This window comes from Bradyrhizobium sp. NBAIM18 (assembly GCF_020193825.1).
In the GTDB taxonomy this organism is placed as follows: domain Bacteria; phylum Pseudomonadota; class Alphaproteobacteria; order Rhizobiales; family Xanthobacteraceae; genus Bradyrhizobium; species Bradyrhizobium yuanmingense.
This window is the reverse complement of the sequence record NZ_JADYVO010000028.1, coordinates 13,617-29,724: the sequence shown is the minus strand read 5'-3', so window position 1 is coordinate 29,724 and position 16,108 is coordinate 13,617. Positions and strand designations below refer to the sequence as shown.

Annotated in this window: 15 protein-coding genes and 2 pseudogenes; 9 read left to right on the top strand and 8 right to left on the bottom strand. The window is 60.7% G+C overall.

Annotated features, from left to right (window positions below; all coding sequences use genetic code 11):
* The first annotated feature begins 21 nt into the window (after window positions 1–21).
* From I6F17_RS34045 to I6F17_RS34025, 5 genes are all read left to right on the top strand, one after another.
* Window positions 22–834, top strand: coding sequence for a methyltransferase domain-containing protein (locus tag I6F17_RS34045; RefSeq protein WP_109141672.1), 813 nt, complete (start codon window positions 22–24; stop codon window positions 832–834).
* Window positions 835–882: 48 nt separating this feature from the next.
* The gene (locus I6F17_RS34040) at window positions 883–1,488 is read left to right on the top strand and encodes a hypothetical protein (RefSeq protein ID WP_225130320.1); all 606 of its coding nucleotides are present in this window, start codon (window positions 883–885) and stop codon (window positions 1,486–1,488) included.
* Window positions 1,476–1,754, top strand: a complete 279-nt coding sequence (locus tag I6F17_RS34035; protein ID WP_225130318.1) for a hypothetical protein — start codon at window positions 1,476–1,478, stop codon at window positions 1,752–1,754. The genes I6F17_RS34040 and I6F17_RS34035 overlap by 13 nt, the downstream gene beginning before the upstream one ends.
* Window positions 1,755–1,811: 57 nt before the next feature.
* Entirely contained in the window at window positions 1,812–2,816 is a 1,005-nt protein-coding gene (locus I6F17_RS34030) for a hypothetical protein (protein ID WP_225130316.1), read from the top strand.
* A 718-nt stretch (window positions 2,817–3,534) separates the two neighbouring features.
* Window positions 3,535–4,293, top strand: coding sequence for a class I SAM-dependent methyltransferase (locus I6F17_RS34025; RefSeq protein ID WP_109145506.1), 759 nt, complete (start codon window positions 3,535–3,537; stop codon window positions 4,291–4,293).
* Between the two features lie 46 nt (window positions 4,294–4,339).
* Here I6F17_RS34025 and I6F17_RS34020 read toward each other — a convergent pair whose 3' ends face one another.
* Window positions 4,340–4,780, bottom strand: a complete 441-nt coding sequence (locus I6F17_RS34020) for a hypothetical protein (protein WP_192892999.1) — start codon at window positions 4,778–4,780, stop codon at window positions 4,340–4,342.
* Between the two features lie 151 nt (window positions 4,781–4,931).
* On the bottom strand, window positions 4,932–5,096 hold the full coding sequence (locus I6F17_RS34015) for a hypothetical protein (protein WP_192893000.1): 165 nt from the start codon (window positions 5,094–5,096) through the stop codon (window positions 4,932–4,934).
* A gap of 214 nt (window positions 5,097–5,310) precedes the next feature.
* Here I6F17_RS34015 and I6F17_RS34010 point away from each other — a divergent pair.
* The 3 genes and pseudogenes from I6F17_RS34010 (at window position 5,311) to I6F17_RS34005 (ending at window position 8,063) form a co-directional block, all read left to right on the top strand.
* A pseudogene (locus I6F17_RS34010) lies at window positions 5,311–6,352 on the top strand (IS110 family transposase).
* 572 nt (window positions 6,353–6,924) lie between these two features.
* Window positions 6,925–7,047, top strand: a complete 123-nt coding sequence (locus I6F17_RS37830; protein WP_276519407.1) for a hypothetical protein — start codon at window positions 6,925–6,927, stop codon at window positions 7,045–7,047.
* A 311-nt stretch (window positions 7,048–7,358) separates the two neighbouring features.
* Complete coding sequence (locus tag I6F17_RS34005; RefSeq protein WP_109141676.1) at window positions 7,359–8,063, top strand: hypothetical protein; 705 nt, start codon at window positions 7,359–7,361, stop codon at window positions 8,061–8,063.
* 110 nt (window positions 8,064–8,173) lie between these two features.
* Here I6F17_RS34005 and I6F17_RS34000 read toward each other — a convergent pair whose 3' ends face one another.
* On the bottom strand, window positions 8,174–8,968 hold the full coding sequence (locus tag I6F17_RS34000; RefSeq protein ID WP_225130314.1) for a methyltransferase domain-containing protein: 795 nt from the start codon (window positions 8,966–8,968) through the stop codon (window positions 8,174–8,176).
* A gap of 149 nt (window positions 8,969–9,117) precedes the next feature.
* Here I6F17_RS34000 and I6F17_RS33995 point away from each other — a divergent pair, with 149 nt between their 5' ends.
* Window positions 9,118–9,669 carry a hypothetical protein gene (locus tag I6F17_RS33995; RefSeq protein WP_225130311.1) on the top strand — a complete coding sequence of 184 codons (552 nt, stop codon included), beginning with the start codon at window positions 9,118–9,120 and terminating at the stop codon, window positions 9,667–9,669.
* A gap of 312 nt (window positions 9,670–9,981) precedes the next feature.
* On the opposite strand, the gene I6F17_RS33990 is transcribed toward I6F17_RS33995, so the two are convergent.
* The 5 genes and pseudogenes from I6F17_RS33990 to I6F17_RS33970 all read right to left on the bottom strand — a co-directional run bounded on the left by I6F17_RS33990 (window position 9,982) and on the right by I6F17_RS33970 (window position 16,066).
* Window positions 9,982–10,905 carry a DUF2493 domain-containing protein gene (locus I6F17_RS33990; protein WP_109141678.1) on the bottom strand — a complete coding sequence of 308 codons (924 nt, stop codon included), beginning with the start codon at window positions 10,903–10,905 and terminating at the stop codon, window positions 9,982–9,984.
* Window positions 10,906–11,237: 332 nt separating this feature from the next.
* The gene (locus I6F17_RS33985; protein WP_109141679.1) at window positions 11,238–12,305 is read right to left on the bottom strand and encodes a toprim domain-containing protein; all 1,068 of its coding nucleotides are present in this window, start codon (window positions 12,303–12,305) and stop codon (window positions 11,238–11,240) included.
* Window positions 12,305–14,355: pseudogene (locus tag I6F17_RS33980) on the bottom strand (strawberry notch C-terminal domain-containing protein); the annotation flags it as partial. The pseudogene I6F17_RS33980 and the gene I6F17_RS33985, both read right to left, overlap by 1 nt.
* Before the next feature lie 548 nt (window positions 14,356–14,903).
* Window positions 14,904–15,590, bottom strand: a complete 687-nt coding sequence (locus tag I6F17_RS33975) for a methyl-accepting chemotaxis protein (RefSeq protein WP_109141680.1) — start codon at window positions 15,588–15,590, stop codon at window positions 14,904–14,906.
* Entirely contained in the window at window positions 15,584–16,066 is a 483-nt protein-coding gene (locus I6F17_RS33970) for a PAS domain-containing protein (protein ID WP_146207649.1), read from the bottom strand. The genes I6F17_RS33975 and I6F17_RS33970 overlap by 7 nt, the downstream gene beginning before the upstream one ends.
* Between the last annotated feature and the right edge of the window lie 42 nt (window positions 16,067–16,108).

Here is a 16,108-nt window from a genome sequence, read left to right as displayed (position 1 = left end):
CATCCGTAACTAAGGACAACAATGAATCCGGATATTTACTTGCTCGGTCGGGGCAGTGCGGAAGTGGAGCGGCTCAAGCGGCAAATCGAGATGCTTGCCGTCGATTCCAACGCGCAGCTGGATCGGGTCGGAATCAAGAACGGCGAAAGTATCGTTGACCTCGGTTGTGGCCCGGGAGGCGCTCTGCATCTTCTTGCGGAGCGCGTCGGAGCAAATGGGTCGGTGCTAGGCATCGACCGAAGCAGCCAATTCGTGCAGTTGGCGAGCCGCTTCGTTGCGGATCGCGGATTGTCGCAAGTCGATGTCCGGGAGGGCGATGCGTACGATACCGGATTGCCGAAGGCCAGCTTCGACGGGGCTCACATGCGGCTTCTGCTGGTCAACGTGCCGGAGGCCGAGCGGATCGTGCGCGAGCTGGTTTCGCTCGTGCGGCCCGGTGGTTGGGTCGCAAGCTTTGAGGCCGATTACGTTCCCCACTGTTTCGACCCGCCTTTACCCGCATGGACCCGTCTGCTCGACGCGTACGCCGCCTATGCGCAGGCGCAAGGGATCGATTTGTCGGTCGGACGGCATCTCCACCGGCTGTTCCGCGATGCAGGCGTTGTCGATATCCAGGTCGATGCGATCATTCACGTCTTCCCAACCGGCCATGAGCGGCGCTCGTTCCCGTGTGGCCTGATTGGTAATGTTCGCGACAAGCTGGTCGAGGGCAAGTTCCTGACACGGGAGGACCTCGAGCGAGATATCGAAGCGCTCGAAGAGCACCTCTCCCGGCCCGATGTACAGATTACGTCCAACCTGTTCTTTCGGCTTACCGGTCGGCTGCCGCAGTAAGGACCGACGGCAGGCGCTGCGTCAGTGGATTCCCTGTTTGGAGCATCAATGGTACAGCCGAGCCAAATCGATCTTGCCCGCATCGAAGCGCTTCGGGGAAATGTCGAAACGGCGCTGCCGATTCTCGCTCAGTATGCCGAGGCGGGCGACGACGGTGCTGCGGCTTCTGCAGCAGAGCTGTCCGCCTATCTGTGGCGATGGGACGTCGTGATCGCTCAGGCCGCGCGGCTGATTGCCAATCCCTACGCGGTCTATGCGGGCAATGTCTTTGACGAGCTTGTCCTGCTGCTGGGACGTGCGGGGCGCGAGACGGGAGATTGGCGCGCAATCGCCCGCGTGGCCGACGCCGCTTCACAGCGGGTCGAGGCGGATCTGAAGGCAAACCCCTGGGGTTTTCCGGAAACAAAGATCGAGGGCTCTCGTTATCGTCTGCTCACAATACTCGATCGGCTCGGTGAGTACGCTCTTGGAGACGGACATATCCGGTCGTATGGCGAGCTCGATATCTTCAGCCCGAGGCCGCAGATACCAAGGCCAGATCTCTTCGACGCCGCCATGAAATCGAAGTGGAATCGAAATTGCTCACAGGAACGTCGGTTCATCTTCGCCTGCATGCACTGTGTCGACGACGAGGTGATCCCTTGTTCGACATGATGGACGGCAAAGTGCCGTTGTTTGATCACGCCGTTTCAGTTACGAAGGCGTTTCTGCGCCGGGGTGAGGAAACCATGGCGTGGCAGGTGGTGCGCGCCAATTGGGTGGAATGGGCGCCGGTCGATCGAGCCCAGACGGCACCTCTCATCTTGCTCATCGACGCGGGCTTGGCGGGTCTCCTTACGAAGGATCGAGCCATGGAACTCGTTCATTGTCCGCGCGCCACGTTTCTGTCCGAAGGGCGCGCTCCCGGCCGAGGGGGATGAGGCTCACTTGGATGGCGATAAGTTCGGTCGCATCCGCCGTCTCACTGGAGGAATCGCATGAAGCGTTTTGCCGCCAGCTGCATGATAGCCAGCCTGTTCTTGACTTCCGCTCATGCCGAGAACGGCAACGCTCCGGCCTTCTTCGTCTTGGACGAACGCAGCGGACATCAATTCGACATGCAAGCATGGCAACAGGCGGCAAAGGCATCGAAGGGCGGGCAATTTGTCCGGACCTATCGGCTCCTGGGCGACGATTCGGTCTTGCGAAAGGCCAGGGACGATGCAGCAAAGGCGAAGGCATCGGACAATGTCGTGCACCTCATGACCACGACCACGCCCGACAAGAACTCCCGCGAATTCCGCGAGTCGCTCGCTCAACTGAAGCAACAGTTCCAGACCGATCCGAAATTCAAAGGCGTTAGCGCGCTGGCCGAATGGCCGATGTGCGCCCTTGTCCAACTGGGCCCGGGCAACGACGGCAGCAGTTTGCGCGGCACAATGCTGTTTGTTCTCAACCATCCGCAAGCGAGCGCGGCCTGCTATCCTTTGGTCCAAATCTACTTCACCACGCCACCGGGTCCTGACGGCAAGCGCATCGCACCAGTGAGGGTCGATAGTACATCCGTCGCACTGCAGGCGGCACTTCCCCCCATGAAACTTGCCCGGAAAATGCTTGCCGACAAGGCGGCCTTCCAGCAGGGCAAGCTCATCGAGCGGCCGACAAACGTCTTTGCGCCGGCCGAGGAGATATTCCTCCACGCCTATTTCGAAAACGTCGGCCGTAAGGATGTCGGGACGCCGATGGCCAGTTACGAGATTGGCCTCGATATCGAAGTGCGGGACGAGACTGGCAAGGTCGTAAAGGCATTTCCCGACGAGCACACCTACAAGGGTGCTTCTCCGCCGCCGTTTCCGGAATCGCTCGACTACTTCACCAACTTCGTGACCGCCGGCATCACGATCGGTGAACCCGGCGAGTACACGATCGCTTACATCTTTCACGATCGCTCCCGGCAGGAGACCCCGCCCGTGGCGGCGGAATTCGCCGTGACAGTCAAGTAGATCGTTAAAGTCACCCGTCACGGAGATTTGTCGTCTGATCTGCGAGGAGCGCAGGCGCATGGATTGGAGCGACGCTGATGCTTCCAAGCCGCGTGTTCGCGCAGATGAAAATCCATCTTCGTCCGTTAGCTGGATTGGTGGGTTTTGGTTCTGGGAAGGTTGAAAATGCTTTATCTTTCGACGGAGATTGACTGACACTCGCTCCGCCGCACTGCGTTTTCATTGTATTAGGCCGTTCGGAGCTACGGCAACGCATTGAGTATAGCGCGACAACGGCTATTGCGGTTAAATCAATCAACGACCCGGTCGCAAGTCTCCACGCGAATAGTGGCTCGGAAGAGATCCGTTGTCTCGCTCGGTCATAGGTCTTGGACAGAGACAATAAAATGCCCGGCGTGATCGATCGTGCAATGTGCAAGCCCCCAGAAATCAACCGACATTCAAGAGCGACGGTCGCGAAGGTCATATTTTCTTCGAGAACCCCGTGCTAACTGTCGCTTGGTTGTCGCGGCCGGATGTACGCCGTGGCATCACGGGAGCCCCGGTTCTCATGCCGGGGTTTTTCGTTTCCAGCGCGAGAAGTCCGCCGACTCAAGATCTTTAATGCGCTTGATTTGAGTAGGACCACGAAGTGTCGCAGCCCGCCGCGACAGTCCTGCTTGGATCGACCAGAGTCGTCCGAAGCGGCGCAGAGCGAAAAGCCGAACAGCAGGCAGACATGGCGCAGAATATCTACGACAATCCCGATTTCTTCGCTGGCTACAGCCAGTTGCCCCGGCAGGTGCATGGGCTGGACGGCGCTCCTGAATGGCCCGCGATCCGGGCCATGCTGCCCGATTTGGGTGGGAAACGTGTCGTCGATCTGGGATGTGGCTTCGGCTGGGCCTCGCGCTGGATGCGCGAGCAGGGCGCGGCCTCGGTTCTGGGTCTGGATCTGTCGCAGAACATGATCGAGCGTGCCAGGGCGGACACAGCGGACACCGCCATCGAGTATCGCATCGCCGATCTCGACACACTGGACCTCCCTGAGGCGGCTTTCGACCTCGCCTACAGCGCACTGACCTTTCACTATGTTCAGGATTTTGGCCGCCTCGTACATGTGATCCGCAAAACGCTCGTTCCTGACGGGCATTTCGTCTTTACGATTGAGCATCCGATCTTCATGGCAGCGGCACATCCGCACTGGATTTCCGATGAGGAGAGCCGCAAAACTTGGCCGGTCAATCGATATTCCGTCGAGGGTGAACGTCGGACGGACTGGTTCGCCAAGGGCGTTCTGAAATACCACAGGACGCTTGGCACAACCCTGAACGCGCTGATCGGCGCGGGCTTTCAAATTCGGCGAGTGGAGGAGTTTGCCCCAACACGCGAGCAGATCCAGCAGATGCCGCAATTGGCCGAAGAACTCGAACGTCCCATGATGCTGATTGTGTCTGCGTCCGCATCGATCGCCGGTAAAGTTTCGAAGCCGTCGTGATATTCGGCCTGATTGGGTCCCTTCCGGGCCCGCCCCGGTATTGATATCAGCCCGGCGTCAAGCGTTGTCTCGCCGGCCCGTCTGCGGCCATGCCGGTGAAGCGAGCCAAGGCCGTGATGCTGACCGCAACGGCCCCGGCGATCGCGAAGACCGTTTGCCAGGTGGACGAAGGCATCGCGATCTGGGCGATTCCATGCGTCGCGCTGTAACCGGCGACGGTGGCGGGCGCGACATAGAGGAGGATGATCAAGAGTCTAAGCCAAGTCCATGGCACGAAGGCGAGCGCGAGTTGGCCAATGCAAATGGTTGCACCGCCCGCTACGAGCCCTGCTGCAGCGCCGCCGAGCACTCCGGCGCCGGTGTGGAAGGCCCAGGTGCCGATCGTCAGGCCAACGAAGAAAGGCAGTGCAGAAACAGCGAGCGTGAACAGCAACCAGCAGAAGAAGCCGATGCCAACGAGGACAAGCAGTGGTCCAAAGATGATCATGGTGGTGGTCTCCGTGAGATGAAGGTCTGACGGTCGCGCCTTCCACCACCACCACGGCGCAATCGACAGCATAACCAAAAACGGCGGCGACGGGGAGCGGAAATCCGAAAGGACCTCCGCTCACCGGCCAGCGATTTGAACCGCCCCTTCGTCATTGGAACGGATCGAATTCGTAAATCACGGCGGCCGGATCGCCGTCGTATTCGGTGGCGGGCATGACGCCGTATCCGCCCATGCCGGTGCGGAAGATAACGACGCAGACCATGAGGGTGGTGGCGAGGTTCCATGCGCTGGCGAAGGCAAGGGTTTGAGACATCGGTCCGGCTCCTGTTCTGAGGCGGGGACCATCCCCGCGCGACAGGCGCCCGATGTGTCCGGGCGTGGGCCGCAATCACCGCGCAGGCGAAGACAAGCGGCGGCACGCTTCAGCGTAAGCCGACCCCTTGATGAGGTGGAACGGCCCGCTCCAACAGCATCAGAGTGCTAAGATCGTGGCCGTTGTTGTAAACGCCACAAGGAGGGACCGTTCCGTGAAAGATGTTACTACTATTGGGCTGGACTTAGCTAAGCAGGTTTTTCAGGTTCATGGTGCCGACGCTGAAGGCGCGCCGCAGTTCAATCGAAAGCTGCGGCGCGCGGATGTCTTGCGCTTTTTCGCAAAATTGCCACCGTGCTTGGTCGGAATGGAAGCATGCGCGAGCGCGCATTATTGGGCGCGCGAGATCGCGGCTTTAGGTCATGACGTCAAACTGCTGCCACCTCAATACGTGAAGCCATTCGTCAAGCGCGGGAAGACTGATGCTGCCGACGCAGAAGCGATCAGCGAGGCTGTAACGCGAAAGACTATGCGCTTCGTCCCGGTCAAGACGGCTGAGCAGCAGGCAGCCGCTATGGTTCTGAAGACGCGCGCCTTGCTCGTGCGTCAGAGAACGCAAGCGATAAATGCTCTGCGTGCGCATATGGGAGAATTGGGTATCATCGCTCCGGTCGGAATATCCAACGTCAAAGGGCTGGGCGAGATCATTCGGGATGAAAGCGATGCACGTCTGCCAACAGCTGCGCGCTTTGCCTTGGCCGAGATGATTATACAGATCGAATTGCTGGCCGAGCAGATCGACAAGCTCGAGCGTGAAATCGTCGTCCGGGCCAGGCAAGATGCTGATATGCGCCGCCTTGCCACCATCCCGGGCGTCGGAGCCATCATCGCCATGGCCGTGAAGGCTTTGGTTCCCGATCCCGGTGGCTTCAAGTCAGGTCGCCACTTCGCAGCCTGGGTTGGCCTGACGCCAAAAACGCATTCGAGTGGCGGCAAGGAGCGCCTGGGGCGGATCTCAAAAATGGGAAATCAGGAGTTGCGGTCCTTGCTTACGACTGGAGCCGCATCCGTTCTTCGTCACGTGCGATACCACGACAAGGCATGGCCGTGGAGATGCTCCAGCGGCGGCCCTTCAAGGTCGTAGCGGTTGCGCTAGCTTTGCCAATAAGATCGCTCGGATAATCTGGGCATTGTTGAACAGAGGGGGCGTATACCGCGTCCCTGTGCAAATAATGGCGGAGCCGGTAAGGGGATGAGCAGGGCCGCCATAAGGAGCTGACCGGCAAGGGCCGGCAGAAGCGAGGTGTATAAAGCAGACGATGAACCCACGGGACGAAATCCCGAGACAGGCTAGGCCGAAACCCGCGACGCGCATAAAGCGCGCCCCCTTGATTCAGCCAACTGCTTCGCGGACTTCATCGAGGCCAGCGGTCAACTGCCGCGCAAACAGGCCGGACATATGACCGCACCGTCCTCGTGCTGGGAAATCGACTGAAAACACTCTTGCACCGCGGGCCGTTCCACATATGCGGGTTGATGGCGTCAGGCCAGCGCCCGGATCAAGGATCAGCGCCGATGCAGCGGGCGGTGTTCGCCGGACAGGAGACTGCATGCCGGGTCTGCGCGGCTCTCGGCTGGAACATCGTTGCCGTCACAGTGCGGTGGCTGATCGGTTGGAATGGATTGCGGATTGACGTGCGGTTGAGGAGGCCGGCATGGCGGAGTTCACAGGACGCGACCTGCATCTGGTGAAAAAGCTCTCGCGATCGCGGTGCTGACGATCGAGCGTCAGCCTGGGCCGTTTCAGTCGGCTTCGGATCAGAGCGACATGAAGACGTTGCTCGATGATACGATCGAGAACGATACCGAGCTGGCCTTTTATGCGCAGGTGGCGAGGATCGCCGTGACCGGCGAGCCGGACCAGACGGGCCGATCATCAAATGCAGGGTAGTCCGTCGACTGCCTGACCGCATTAGCGCTTGAAGCCGCGTAGCGGAAATGCGGCAGCCACGTGGTTCCGGCGCCGCAGAATGCGCCGACGTACACGTGTTGATACTCGATAGACAGAAAGCGTTGTAGCCGAACGCCCGGCCTCCGAACATCAGCGATTACCGCGGTAGGAAGAGAACCTCGGATTCATGAGACTTGTCCTGATATGATTCAGGAATTGCGATTCTTACGGTAGCTGACTTCCCACCTACTTCTGCAGGCCTGAGGTCGTCACGATCACTCAAGCCTCAACAAAAAACGAGGATACCCGGCATGGGAGAGATCAATATCCCCCGCGATCAACAAAATGCCCTCGCGGCGATCGATAACAGTGAGTTGGACAGGCTTATCGGGCAAGCGGTCCGCGAGGAGCGATTGGGTGATCTGCACCGTCTTCCTCTCGCGAATTGCGGACCCTATGTTGCAAAACAACTTCTTTATTTTGAACGGGCCTTGACGAAACACCGTGAGGCCAAGGCACCGCGAAAGCGCGCGGAAACAGAAAACACCCTCCGACGCGCGGGCACTGATTTGTCCTACGCGGTCGAGGCCATGAAGCGACGAATGGAAGAGGAACAGAAGGAGGGTCAGCTCTTTTACGTCGATGATCAGATCGTGCCGCCTTACCGCTGCGATAAGCGCCTGAATGTCAGAGTGAGCTATCGGTGGCGGCGGACGGTCGATGACGAGTGGACGTCCGGCAGCATAACATTCATCCATGACGTAGATCTACGTCCCAACTATACGATGCCTACTCCCAAGCGAAAGCTTAGCGCCGCCAGGCGGGAGCAGGATCGGCAGACCGAGCTGTATGAAACATGGCAGCACCTGATGAGAGGAGCGCTCTATTCGGTTAGGGATTATTTCAGAGAAGGTGGCGACGGCGACAAGATTCCGCAGACATTTCAGGCGACGGTCGATTCGCATACCCGAGGTCTTAACAATTACAGCACTCGGTTCTGGAGGCAGCCGGTCTAATTTTCGAGGTGATCGAATCAGCCCATCATTTCGAAGCGGCAACATCCGCGCCGGCGGGCTCGCGTTCCAGCCAAAACCCTGCTGCTTGAAACCAGACTTTTTCGGTATCGTTAGAGCTTTGGATCGCCGACGTGCAGCGCGCGAATCGGAACCTCGCCAGACGGCAGGCCTTCGAGCGTGGCATGCAGACGTTTTCCCGCCTCCTCGTCGCGGCCACCTATGCATGGATAAATTGAGACGGCACCAATCGAAGCGGCCTCGAACCGTCTTCGACACCGGACTGCGCGAAGAAGAAAGCCCTTCCAAGATTCGTCGCTCAGTGGCATCAGAAGCCGGCCGCCTTCGGCCAGGCGATCGAGCCAAAGGCGGGATGGATGGGTCGATCCGGCGAAGACGATGATGACGTCAAGTTCACCAACGTCTACCGGCCGGCCGTCGCCTGAGATGACATCGACCTGCGGCCAGTTCACGAGGTTCGCTCGGGCCTGCGAGGCCAGCATCGGGTCGGTTTCAACTGCTGTCACGCGACCAGTGGACCCGACAATCTCGGCCAACACCGCCGAATAGTATCCGGTTCCGGCACCAACCTGGAGCACGCGCTCGCCGCGCGCAATGTCGAGATGCTCAAAGTTGCGCGCCCAGAAGCTGGGCATCCCATTGTTAAGGTTGCGGCTCGCATCGATCGTCACAAGAACGTCATGATAGAGCCAGCGCAGGTCAGTATCGGGGGTCAGGAATGCATCGCGGTACGGCTCCGAGATGATGCGCCACGGTCCGGGACCGACAAATTTCTCGCGTGGAACAGACGCAAATGCCTCGATCAGCTGGGGGTTACGCAGGACGGGGACCTTGTATCGCAGATCTTCTGCATACCAGCGGCGCGCAGCTGCCATCGTATGGTCCATGAAAGCTCTCCTGTTACGATACAGACGATGCGTCTGATGTCCGCCTGCGCAGACATGTCAAAAAATATTCTCATCCGATGTCCGCACTGGGCCCGGTGAAGCGCATATTGGTGTGACCGTGGAAAGATTAACGATAGCTCCCAAGGCAGATGATGCGGGCGGCCGCGGGCGATGCCGCAGCCGCGATCGACGCATTGTCCGATCTCGAACTCGTGCGGCTAAAAGCTCTGGCGCGGTCGTGGAGCCGCGACCTGCCGGGAGGCCTCGGCTGGAGCGACATCCTCCACGAGGCGATCGCACGCGTCCTCGATGGCTCGCGCCCCTGGCCACCCGACGTCCCCATTCTGGCGTTTCTGTCGGGTGTCATGCGCAGCATCTGCAACGACCATTGGCGGCGTGCGCGGCTCGAGCAAAGGCTACTTGTGAGCCGCGATGATCCGGACCAGAGAAGTTTCCCCGATGATGAGGGCGATGAGGTGCCCGATCCGGAGCGGGTCTTGGCCGCCGCACAGATGTTGGCCAACATCTATCGGCTGTTCAAAGCCGATCCGCTGGCGCTGAAGATCATCGCCGGCATGGCTGATGGCCTGGCGGCCAGGGAGATCTGCAATATCCACGATATATCCGAGCTCGACTACGACACGACGCGACGGCGGATGCGACGCGCTCTGCTGCGCGATCAACGGAACTGGAGCAAGTGATGACACGCTGGCATCCGACTGGCGATCTGGCCCGCCTGCTCCAAGCGCTGAGCGAGGAAATCCTTGCCGCGAGTGATGAGGAGGTACGGCAGACCTCCGGCTTGCAAGGATGGACAACCGCCAACACCGCCCTTGACGTCAGAGAGGTGATCAATGCCGCGCGCGGGGACGAGAGTGGGAGCCTTAATCAAAATTGTGATCTGAACGAAGATCTGAGCGGACCTGGTGCCAGGCTGCGGCCAGCGCGTCGGGGCCGCGGCCGGTTTCACAATCAGCGGCATTGAGCGAGCCGGACGGATTTTGCGGCAGCGCTCACGCGCCGCCGAATTTCCAGACCGGGATACCTAGTTTCTTGGCCTTGTCGGCGAGATTGTCCTGGATCCCGGTGCCGGGGAAGTGCATCACGCCGATCGGCAGCGTCTTCAGCATAGCATCGTTGCGTTTGAACGGAGCCGCCTTGGCATGCTTCGTCCAGTCGGGCTTGAAAGCGATCTGCGGGACCTTGCGGTTGTCGGCCCATTTGGCAGCGATCAGCTCAGCCCCCTTGGGCGATCCGCCGTGCAGCAGCACCATGTCGGCATGCTTGGCGTGCACCTGGTCAAGCTTGGCCCAGATCAAACGATGATCGTTGAAGTCGAGACCACCAGTCAGCGCGACTTTCGGGCCGGGTGGCAGGAGCACCTGATTGTCGGCGCGCTTCTTCGCGGCGAGGAAATCGCGGCTGTCGATCATCGCGGAGGTCAGATTGCGGTGGTTGACCTTTGACCCGTTGCGCGGTCGCCAAGCGGAATGGGTGTGGCGTTCGAACTCGTCGGCGGCCTGGTCGCGCATCAGCTCGAAGGCGCCTCGTCGCTCGATCAGCGTCTGCCCTTCCGCCGTCAGTCGCTCCAATTCGACGGATTTCACCTCGCTGCCGTCCTGCTCCCGCTGCGACCGCTGCTGCGCCAGCTCGTTATCGTCAAGCTCGCGCTCGATCCTGTCGATGGCACGATGGAAGACGTTCACTGTCGACCAGAGCAGGTCTTCGAGGTCGGGCTCGAGACGGGTATCGGACAGCGCCACCACCAGGGCATCGAAGATGTCGAGGATGCTACCGGCGAGGACTTGCGCTTCAGGGAGCCGCCGGGGATCGGGCTCATCGTGGAAGGGACGGTAGCCATAGAGCTGAAGTTCCTGGAGGACCTGGTCGGTCGGGGATGAGTTGTGCTGCGGCTCGAAATTGTCGTCAGTGGTCATTGCGGCTTTCCCTCGTCGGATCGACCGCGCCCATCGCGGCCTTCATGGCGACGAAAGCGGCAGGCGGAACGGACTTGCACCCGCAGCGCGAGCGGAGGGCCGGAGCCTTGGCGGAGGGCCGAAGGGGGCCGACTATTTTGCCTCGCGATGTAAAGGCGGCTCTGCCGCCGACGGAAAATAGTCGGCCCACGAGGTTGCCGGTCCGGGCCGCTTGCCGCCCGATCGCCCTCTCAGAAGGCCGTGGGTGCGGCCCTCTCCGGCGCAGAGGGGAAGCCGCAATGACCACCGGCCTCGAAGACGAAGCGGTCGCCTCGCCCCTCATCCCGTTCCGGCTATGCCGCCAACTCCATAAAGCGCGCGACATCCTGCGCCGCGATCTGCACGCGGCTCGCGGCCCGAAGGGCGTCAAATCCGAGCAGGCGAAGATCCTCGTTGAAGTCGCCAAGCCGCGGCGAGATCACGATTGCCTCGATCCCGGCCTCCTGCGCCCGATCGATCAAGGTCGCCATGGCGCCGTCACCGGCAGGATCATCGTCCCGGGCGATGTAGAGCCGGCGGAGCGTGTCCGGGAGAAGGATGGCGGAGAGATGCGCCGCCGAGAGGGCTGCGACCATCGGCATGGTCGGCAGAACGCTGCGGAGCGAGAGCATCGTCTCGATACCCTCGCCGGCTGCCATGACTTCACCAGCTACGCCAAATCGAACGGCGTGACCAAGCAAGTCGCCCATCGCCCGCTTCGGCGTGTCGATCAGCGCCTTACCGAGCATCGTCTCGCTGAAGCCGCCGGGGTCAAGCCAGGTGCGATGCGCGCCGGTCAGGTGGCCGTTCAGATCGGTGACGGCGGCGATCATCGCCGGCCAGGTCTCGGTCGGGCTGTGGTCGTCGGGCCGGTAGTAGCAACGTGGGTGAAAGCGCAGGCTTCCAGTTTCGTGCAAAGCCGTAATGCCGCGATTGCGGAGATACGCTTCCACGAGTGTACCCACGATCGACTGCGACATGCCGACGAGTCGCCGCGCTGCCTCGGGCGATCCGAGGGGCGCGGGCGATTTTCGTGACGGGGGCCGATTTAGCTCTACCTCCAGTTCTGGACGCGGCAGATTCAGAAAGCGTCGGGCCTCATTGGCGACATCGCGAAAAGTAGTGAAACCGCAGCTCTCGCGGATCACGTCGAGGAGATCGCCATGTTCGGCCGAGGCGGCATCTCGCCAATGCCCGGCGGCGCCAGCACCGGATTCCGGTCCGCTGAGCCGGACGAACATCGACCGGCCGGGCGTATTGCGAACGTCGCCGACTATCCAGTAGCGGCCCTGGCGCCGCCCGTTGGACAGGTAATGGCGGCACACCGCCTCGGCGTCACGCGCGAGACGGCGGGCCAGTTCGGAGACGTTGTCGCGGGCCATCAGGCGGCCTCCCGCTCACTGACGCGCGCGACCGGATAGTGGTCGAGCACCTTTGCCAACACCGCGGCACCCGTCGCATCTGATGGCACGAACATGCGCAGCTTCCACGAGATGATCTCGCTGAAGAGGCCGTAGGCGCGCAGCCGGTCACGCATCGCATCGGTGAAGCCGGACAGCTCGATGCAATGGGCGCCCATCACGCGGACACGACGAAGCTGCAGGTCCTCGGCGAGGTCGAGGACGGTGCGCCCCTCCATCAGCGCCGAGAAAGCTTCGTCCGGGGTCAGGCTGCTGGTGCCCGTCGCGCAAGCGTTCGCCGCCCAGGCTGGCGAGACTCTGCGACCGATGATGCGCTCGCCTTCGTCGGTCTGGAGACGATAGACGCGGGTCGACTCGTTCGGAAGTCGCTTCCAAATCGGCAACAGCAAGCCGGCAACGATGTGGAGAGTACTCTCGGCGAACTCGGGGACGTCGACGACTTCGCCGTTCCATGCCACGGCGAATGTCTCGCGATCCGCAGGTTGCCAGTGGCTTTCGTCCATCATCTTCATCGAAGCGCGATGGTGCTCCATCGGGCGAATCAGCCGCACGCGGCGTTCGATCTCGCCGTCATCGAGCATGAGGCTTGGCGCCGGAATCTGCAGCGCGGCACGCCCCGAGCGCTCGTTGAGGAGCAGCACCGCCCGAGCATCGGCGAGATAATCGAGCGCTTGATGCAGCGTCATGGGGTGATTGCGCCGGCGTTCGGTGATCGTGAGCAGCCGGGTTTCCGCGCCGGTCGCGGGGTGCGTGTAGATCGGGCGCCGATCGGTGACGATGAAGCTCTCGGCCTGCAGGGTCTCCAGGCCGACGTCGTAGACGCCGCTGGCAATAGCGCCCTCGACCTTGGCGTTCAGCAATTGCTCGAAGGCCGTGAACAGCACACCTTGCAGGTCGATGGTGAGCGCGAGCAGCCGGTTCAGGAACGTCGTGATGGGCGGGAGTTCGTCCTTTTGCCATTCGCGTCCATGAGCTTCAAGCCCGTGGCGTCTTCGAAGATCTGGAGCGAGCAGCCTTCGACCTTGCCTCGCACAAGCAGCAGATAGAGTTGGCGCAGCGCATCGCGAGCGTAGTGGCTCTCAAGATTGTCCTCCGGCCGGAACAGGCCCTGGCCGCCGGTCTGGCGCTGGCCGCGCGTGATCGCGCCCAGCGTGTCGAGCCGGCGGGCAATGGTTGAGAGGAAGCGCTTCTCCGCCTTCACGTCGGTGGCAATGGGGCGGAACAGCGGTGGCTGCGCCTGATTGGTGCGGTTCGTTCGACCGAGACCCTGGATGGCGGCATCGGCCTTCCAGCCCGGTTCGAGCAAATAATGGACGCGAAGCCGGCGATTCCGCGCCGAGAGTTCGGCGTGGTAGCTGCGACCCGTACCGCCAGCCTCCGAGAAGACAAGCACGCGCTTCAAGTCGTCCATGAAGGCGGCGGTCTCTGCGAGATTGGCGGAGGCGGCACGGTTCTCGACGGCAAGGCGGTCACCCCTGCGCACCACGCGCCGCGAACGTCCGGTCACTTCCGCAACAAGATCCGTGCCGAAACGCTGCACGATCTGGTCGAGCGCGCCGGGAACGGGCGGAAGCGATGCGAGCCGCTCGATCAACTCATTGCGGCGGGCGACCGCCTCGCGGCTCTCGACCGGCTGGCCATCGCGGAAGACGGGCCGGGAGGAGAGATTGCCGTCGCTGTCAGTGAAGGGCTCATAGAGCTGCACCGGGAAGGAATGGGCGAGGTAATCCAGAACATACTCGCGCGGCGTGATGTCCACGCGCACGTCGTTCCATTCCTCAGGTGGAATCTCGGCGAGGCGGCGCTCCATCAGCGCTTCGCCGGTCGACACGATCTGGATCACCGCGGCATGGCCCTCGGCCAGATCGCGCTCGACGGAGCGGATCAGGGTTGGCGTCTTCATGCTGGTGAGCAGATGGCCGAAGAACCGCTGCTTGGCGGATTCGAAGGCCGAGCGCGCGGCCGCCTTGGCCTGGCGATTGAGCGTGCCGGTGTCGCCGGTGATGTTGGCGAGCGGCCCTGAACGAAACATCGGCGAACGTCAGAGAAATGGACTCCAGATGGTTCTGACTATTTCGGGTTGCGAGTTTGCCGGAGTTTTGATTAACCGTGGTCGGCGGATTGCGGCACTCCCCAGCAAACTCTTCTGACGGTGAAAGCGCACCAGGGCATCTCCCTCTTTCCTTCGGCGCTTAGCGGATTTTTTGCTCGGGACTATGCAGGTTTCATGCAGATTTCGGCAAACATGCGTCACGATTCCTGGCAGATCTTAAAGCATCGCAAATTTCAGATACAACACTGACACTTGAACCGCAAATCCGCAGCATCGCTAGAGCATCAACCTCTGCACTGCCCAATGGATACGCGCTTACGCGGCAATAGATCTTCGTAACAGCATTGGTCGGTCCTACCTTTCGAACCAGCTACTGACCCCGCCTACGAAGCGCCGCATGTTGAGCTCCGAGGTCATCGGTCCACGCGCGCGGCCCGAGCAACTTTGAGTGCAGACATTCATGGCGCATTAGTTTCCCGACCTGCGCTTATACCGACCGCGCAGTACTACGCCCTTATGTTAGTCAAGAAGTCACCGACCTGCCCCTGTAACGAAGCGATATTTTTGCTCAAATGCCTTACCTTCCCAACGGCTTGGTCTGCCGATGATCCAGAGGCGCGCGAGGCGGCATTCAACCGGTCAATATCCCTGGAAGCTTCGCGCATATCAACACTGATGCTGGTGATGCTTCTTGAGATGTCGTTCGTCACAATCGATTGCTCTTCTATCGCTGCCGAGATGCTGCTCGATATCTCTTGCACTTTGTCGATGATGTCGGCGATGTCACCCATCGCTGCAGTCGCCAGCTCCGTCCTTTGTTGGATGGCGAGAATCTGAGTATCAACCTCGCTCGTCGCCTTGGCTGCCTGCGCAGCAAGATTTTTCACTTCTCCCGCCACCACTGCAAAGCCTCGCCCCGCTTCGCCAGCCCGTGCTGCCTCGATGGTTGCGTTGAGCGCCAGCAAATTGGTTTGCGAGGCTATACCCTCGATCATCTGGACGACGCTGCTGATCTTTGTCACCGAAGCAACGAGCTCACTTAATGTTGCTTCAGCGTGTGCGGTCTTGCCGCGCGCGCTTTGCGAAATATTCGCTGCGGTCAACACTTGTCGGCTGATCTCAGAAATCGACGCCGATAATTCCTGAGCAGCCGAGGACACGGCCGTCGAGTTTTCCTCGGTCTTTTTCACCATTTCGTCATCGCTTCAGTGCGAAGACAGACATCTCCCGTCGAAGCAGTAATTTCCGATGCGACCGCTTTCATGTCCTGCATCGAGCTCGCCACAACGTCCACGACCCACGACACATCACTGTCAAACCTCTTCGCAAGACTCAGTCTCTCTTCCCGCATGCGAACCAGGTCGGTTATGTCCTGCCAAACACACACGACGATCGGACGGCCTTCGAACCTCGAGACGACAAGACTTATCCTGACTGGAATGGAGGTCTGATCTTTGCGCCGAAGCCACCATTCGATCGCGACGTGACCTGACCTCATCACAACCTCATTGGTCTCTTCGAACATCTGCGCAACAGTTTTGCCGTTCGGCTGAGGATCCAGGGAAATGGAGGCGATACTCAATCCTTTCAGGTCTTCTGCGCTGGAAAGCCCAAGTAGCGGTGCCGCGCGCCAGCATCGAATTGGTGGATAACTGAGAAAGAGAGCCACCGTGCTCGGAGCCGTCAAGGACGGCCCTTTGAGCCACCGCCT

What these genes read in the sequence shown, in the direction of transcription:
- I6F17_RS34045 (WP_109141672.1), top strand. Translation starts at nt 22, where the DNA reads ATGAATCCGGATATTTACTTGCTCGGTCGGGGCAGTGCGGAAGTGGAG.
- I6F17_RS34040 (WP_225130320.1), top strand. Translation starts at nt 883, where the DNA reads ATGGTACAGCCGAGCCAAATCGATCTTGCCCGCATCGAAGCGCTTCGG.
- I6F17_RS34030 (WP_225130316.1), top strand. Translation starts at nt 1,812, where the DNA reads ATGAAGCGTTTTGCCGCCAGCTGCATGATAGCCAGCCTGTTCTTGACT.
- I6F17_RS34025 (WP_109145506.1), top strand. Translation starts at nt 3,535, where the DNA reads ATGGCGCAGAATATCTACGACAATCCCGATTTCTTCGCTGGCTACAGC.
- I6F17_RS34020 (WP_192892999.1), bottom strand. Translation starts at nt 4,780, where the DNA reads ATGATCATCTTTGGACCACTGCTTGTCCTCGTTGGCATCGGCTTCTTC.
- I6F17_RS34015 (WP_192893000.1), bottom strand. Translation starts at nt 5,096, where the DNA reads ATGTCTCAAACCCTTGCCTTCGCCAGCGCATGGAACCTCGCCACCACC.
- I6F17_RS37830 (WP_276519407.1), top strand. Translation starts at nt 6,925, where the DNA reads ATGAAGACGTTGCTCGATGATACGATCGAGAACGATACCGAGCTGGCC.
- I6F17_RS34005 (WP_109141676.1), top strand. Translation starts at nt 7,359, where the DNA reads ATGGGAGAGATCAATATCCCCCGCGATCAACAAAATGCCCTCGCGGCG.
- I6F17_RS34000 (WP_225130314.1), bottom strand. Translation starts at nt 8,968, where the DNA reads ATGGACCATACGATGGCAGCTGCGCGCCGCTGGTATGCAGAAGATCTG.
- I6F17_RS33995 (WP_225130311.1), top strand. Translation starts at nt 9,118, where the DNA reads ATGATGCGGGCGGCCGCGGGCGATGCCGCAGCCGCGATCGACGCATTG.
- I6F17_RS33990 (WP_109141678.1), bottom strand. Translation starts at nt 10,905, where the DNA reads ATGACCACTGACGACAATTTCGAGCCGCAGCACAACTCATCCCCGACC.
- I6F17_RS33985 (WP_109141679.1), bottom strand. Translation starts at nt 12,305, where the DNA reads ATGGCCCGCGACAACGTCTCCGAACTGGCCCGCCGTCTCGCGCGTGAC.
- I6F17_RS33975 (WP_109141680.1), bottom strand. Translation starts at nt 15,590, where the DNA reads ATGGTGAAAAAGACCGAGGAAAACTCGACGGCCGTGTCCTCGGCTGCT.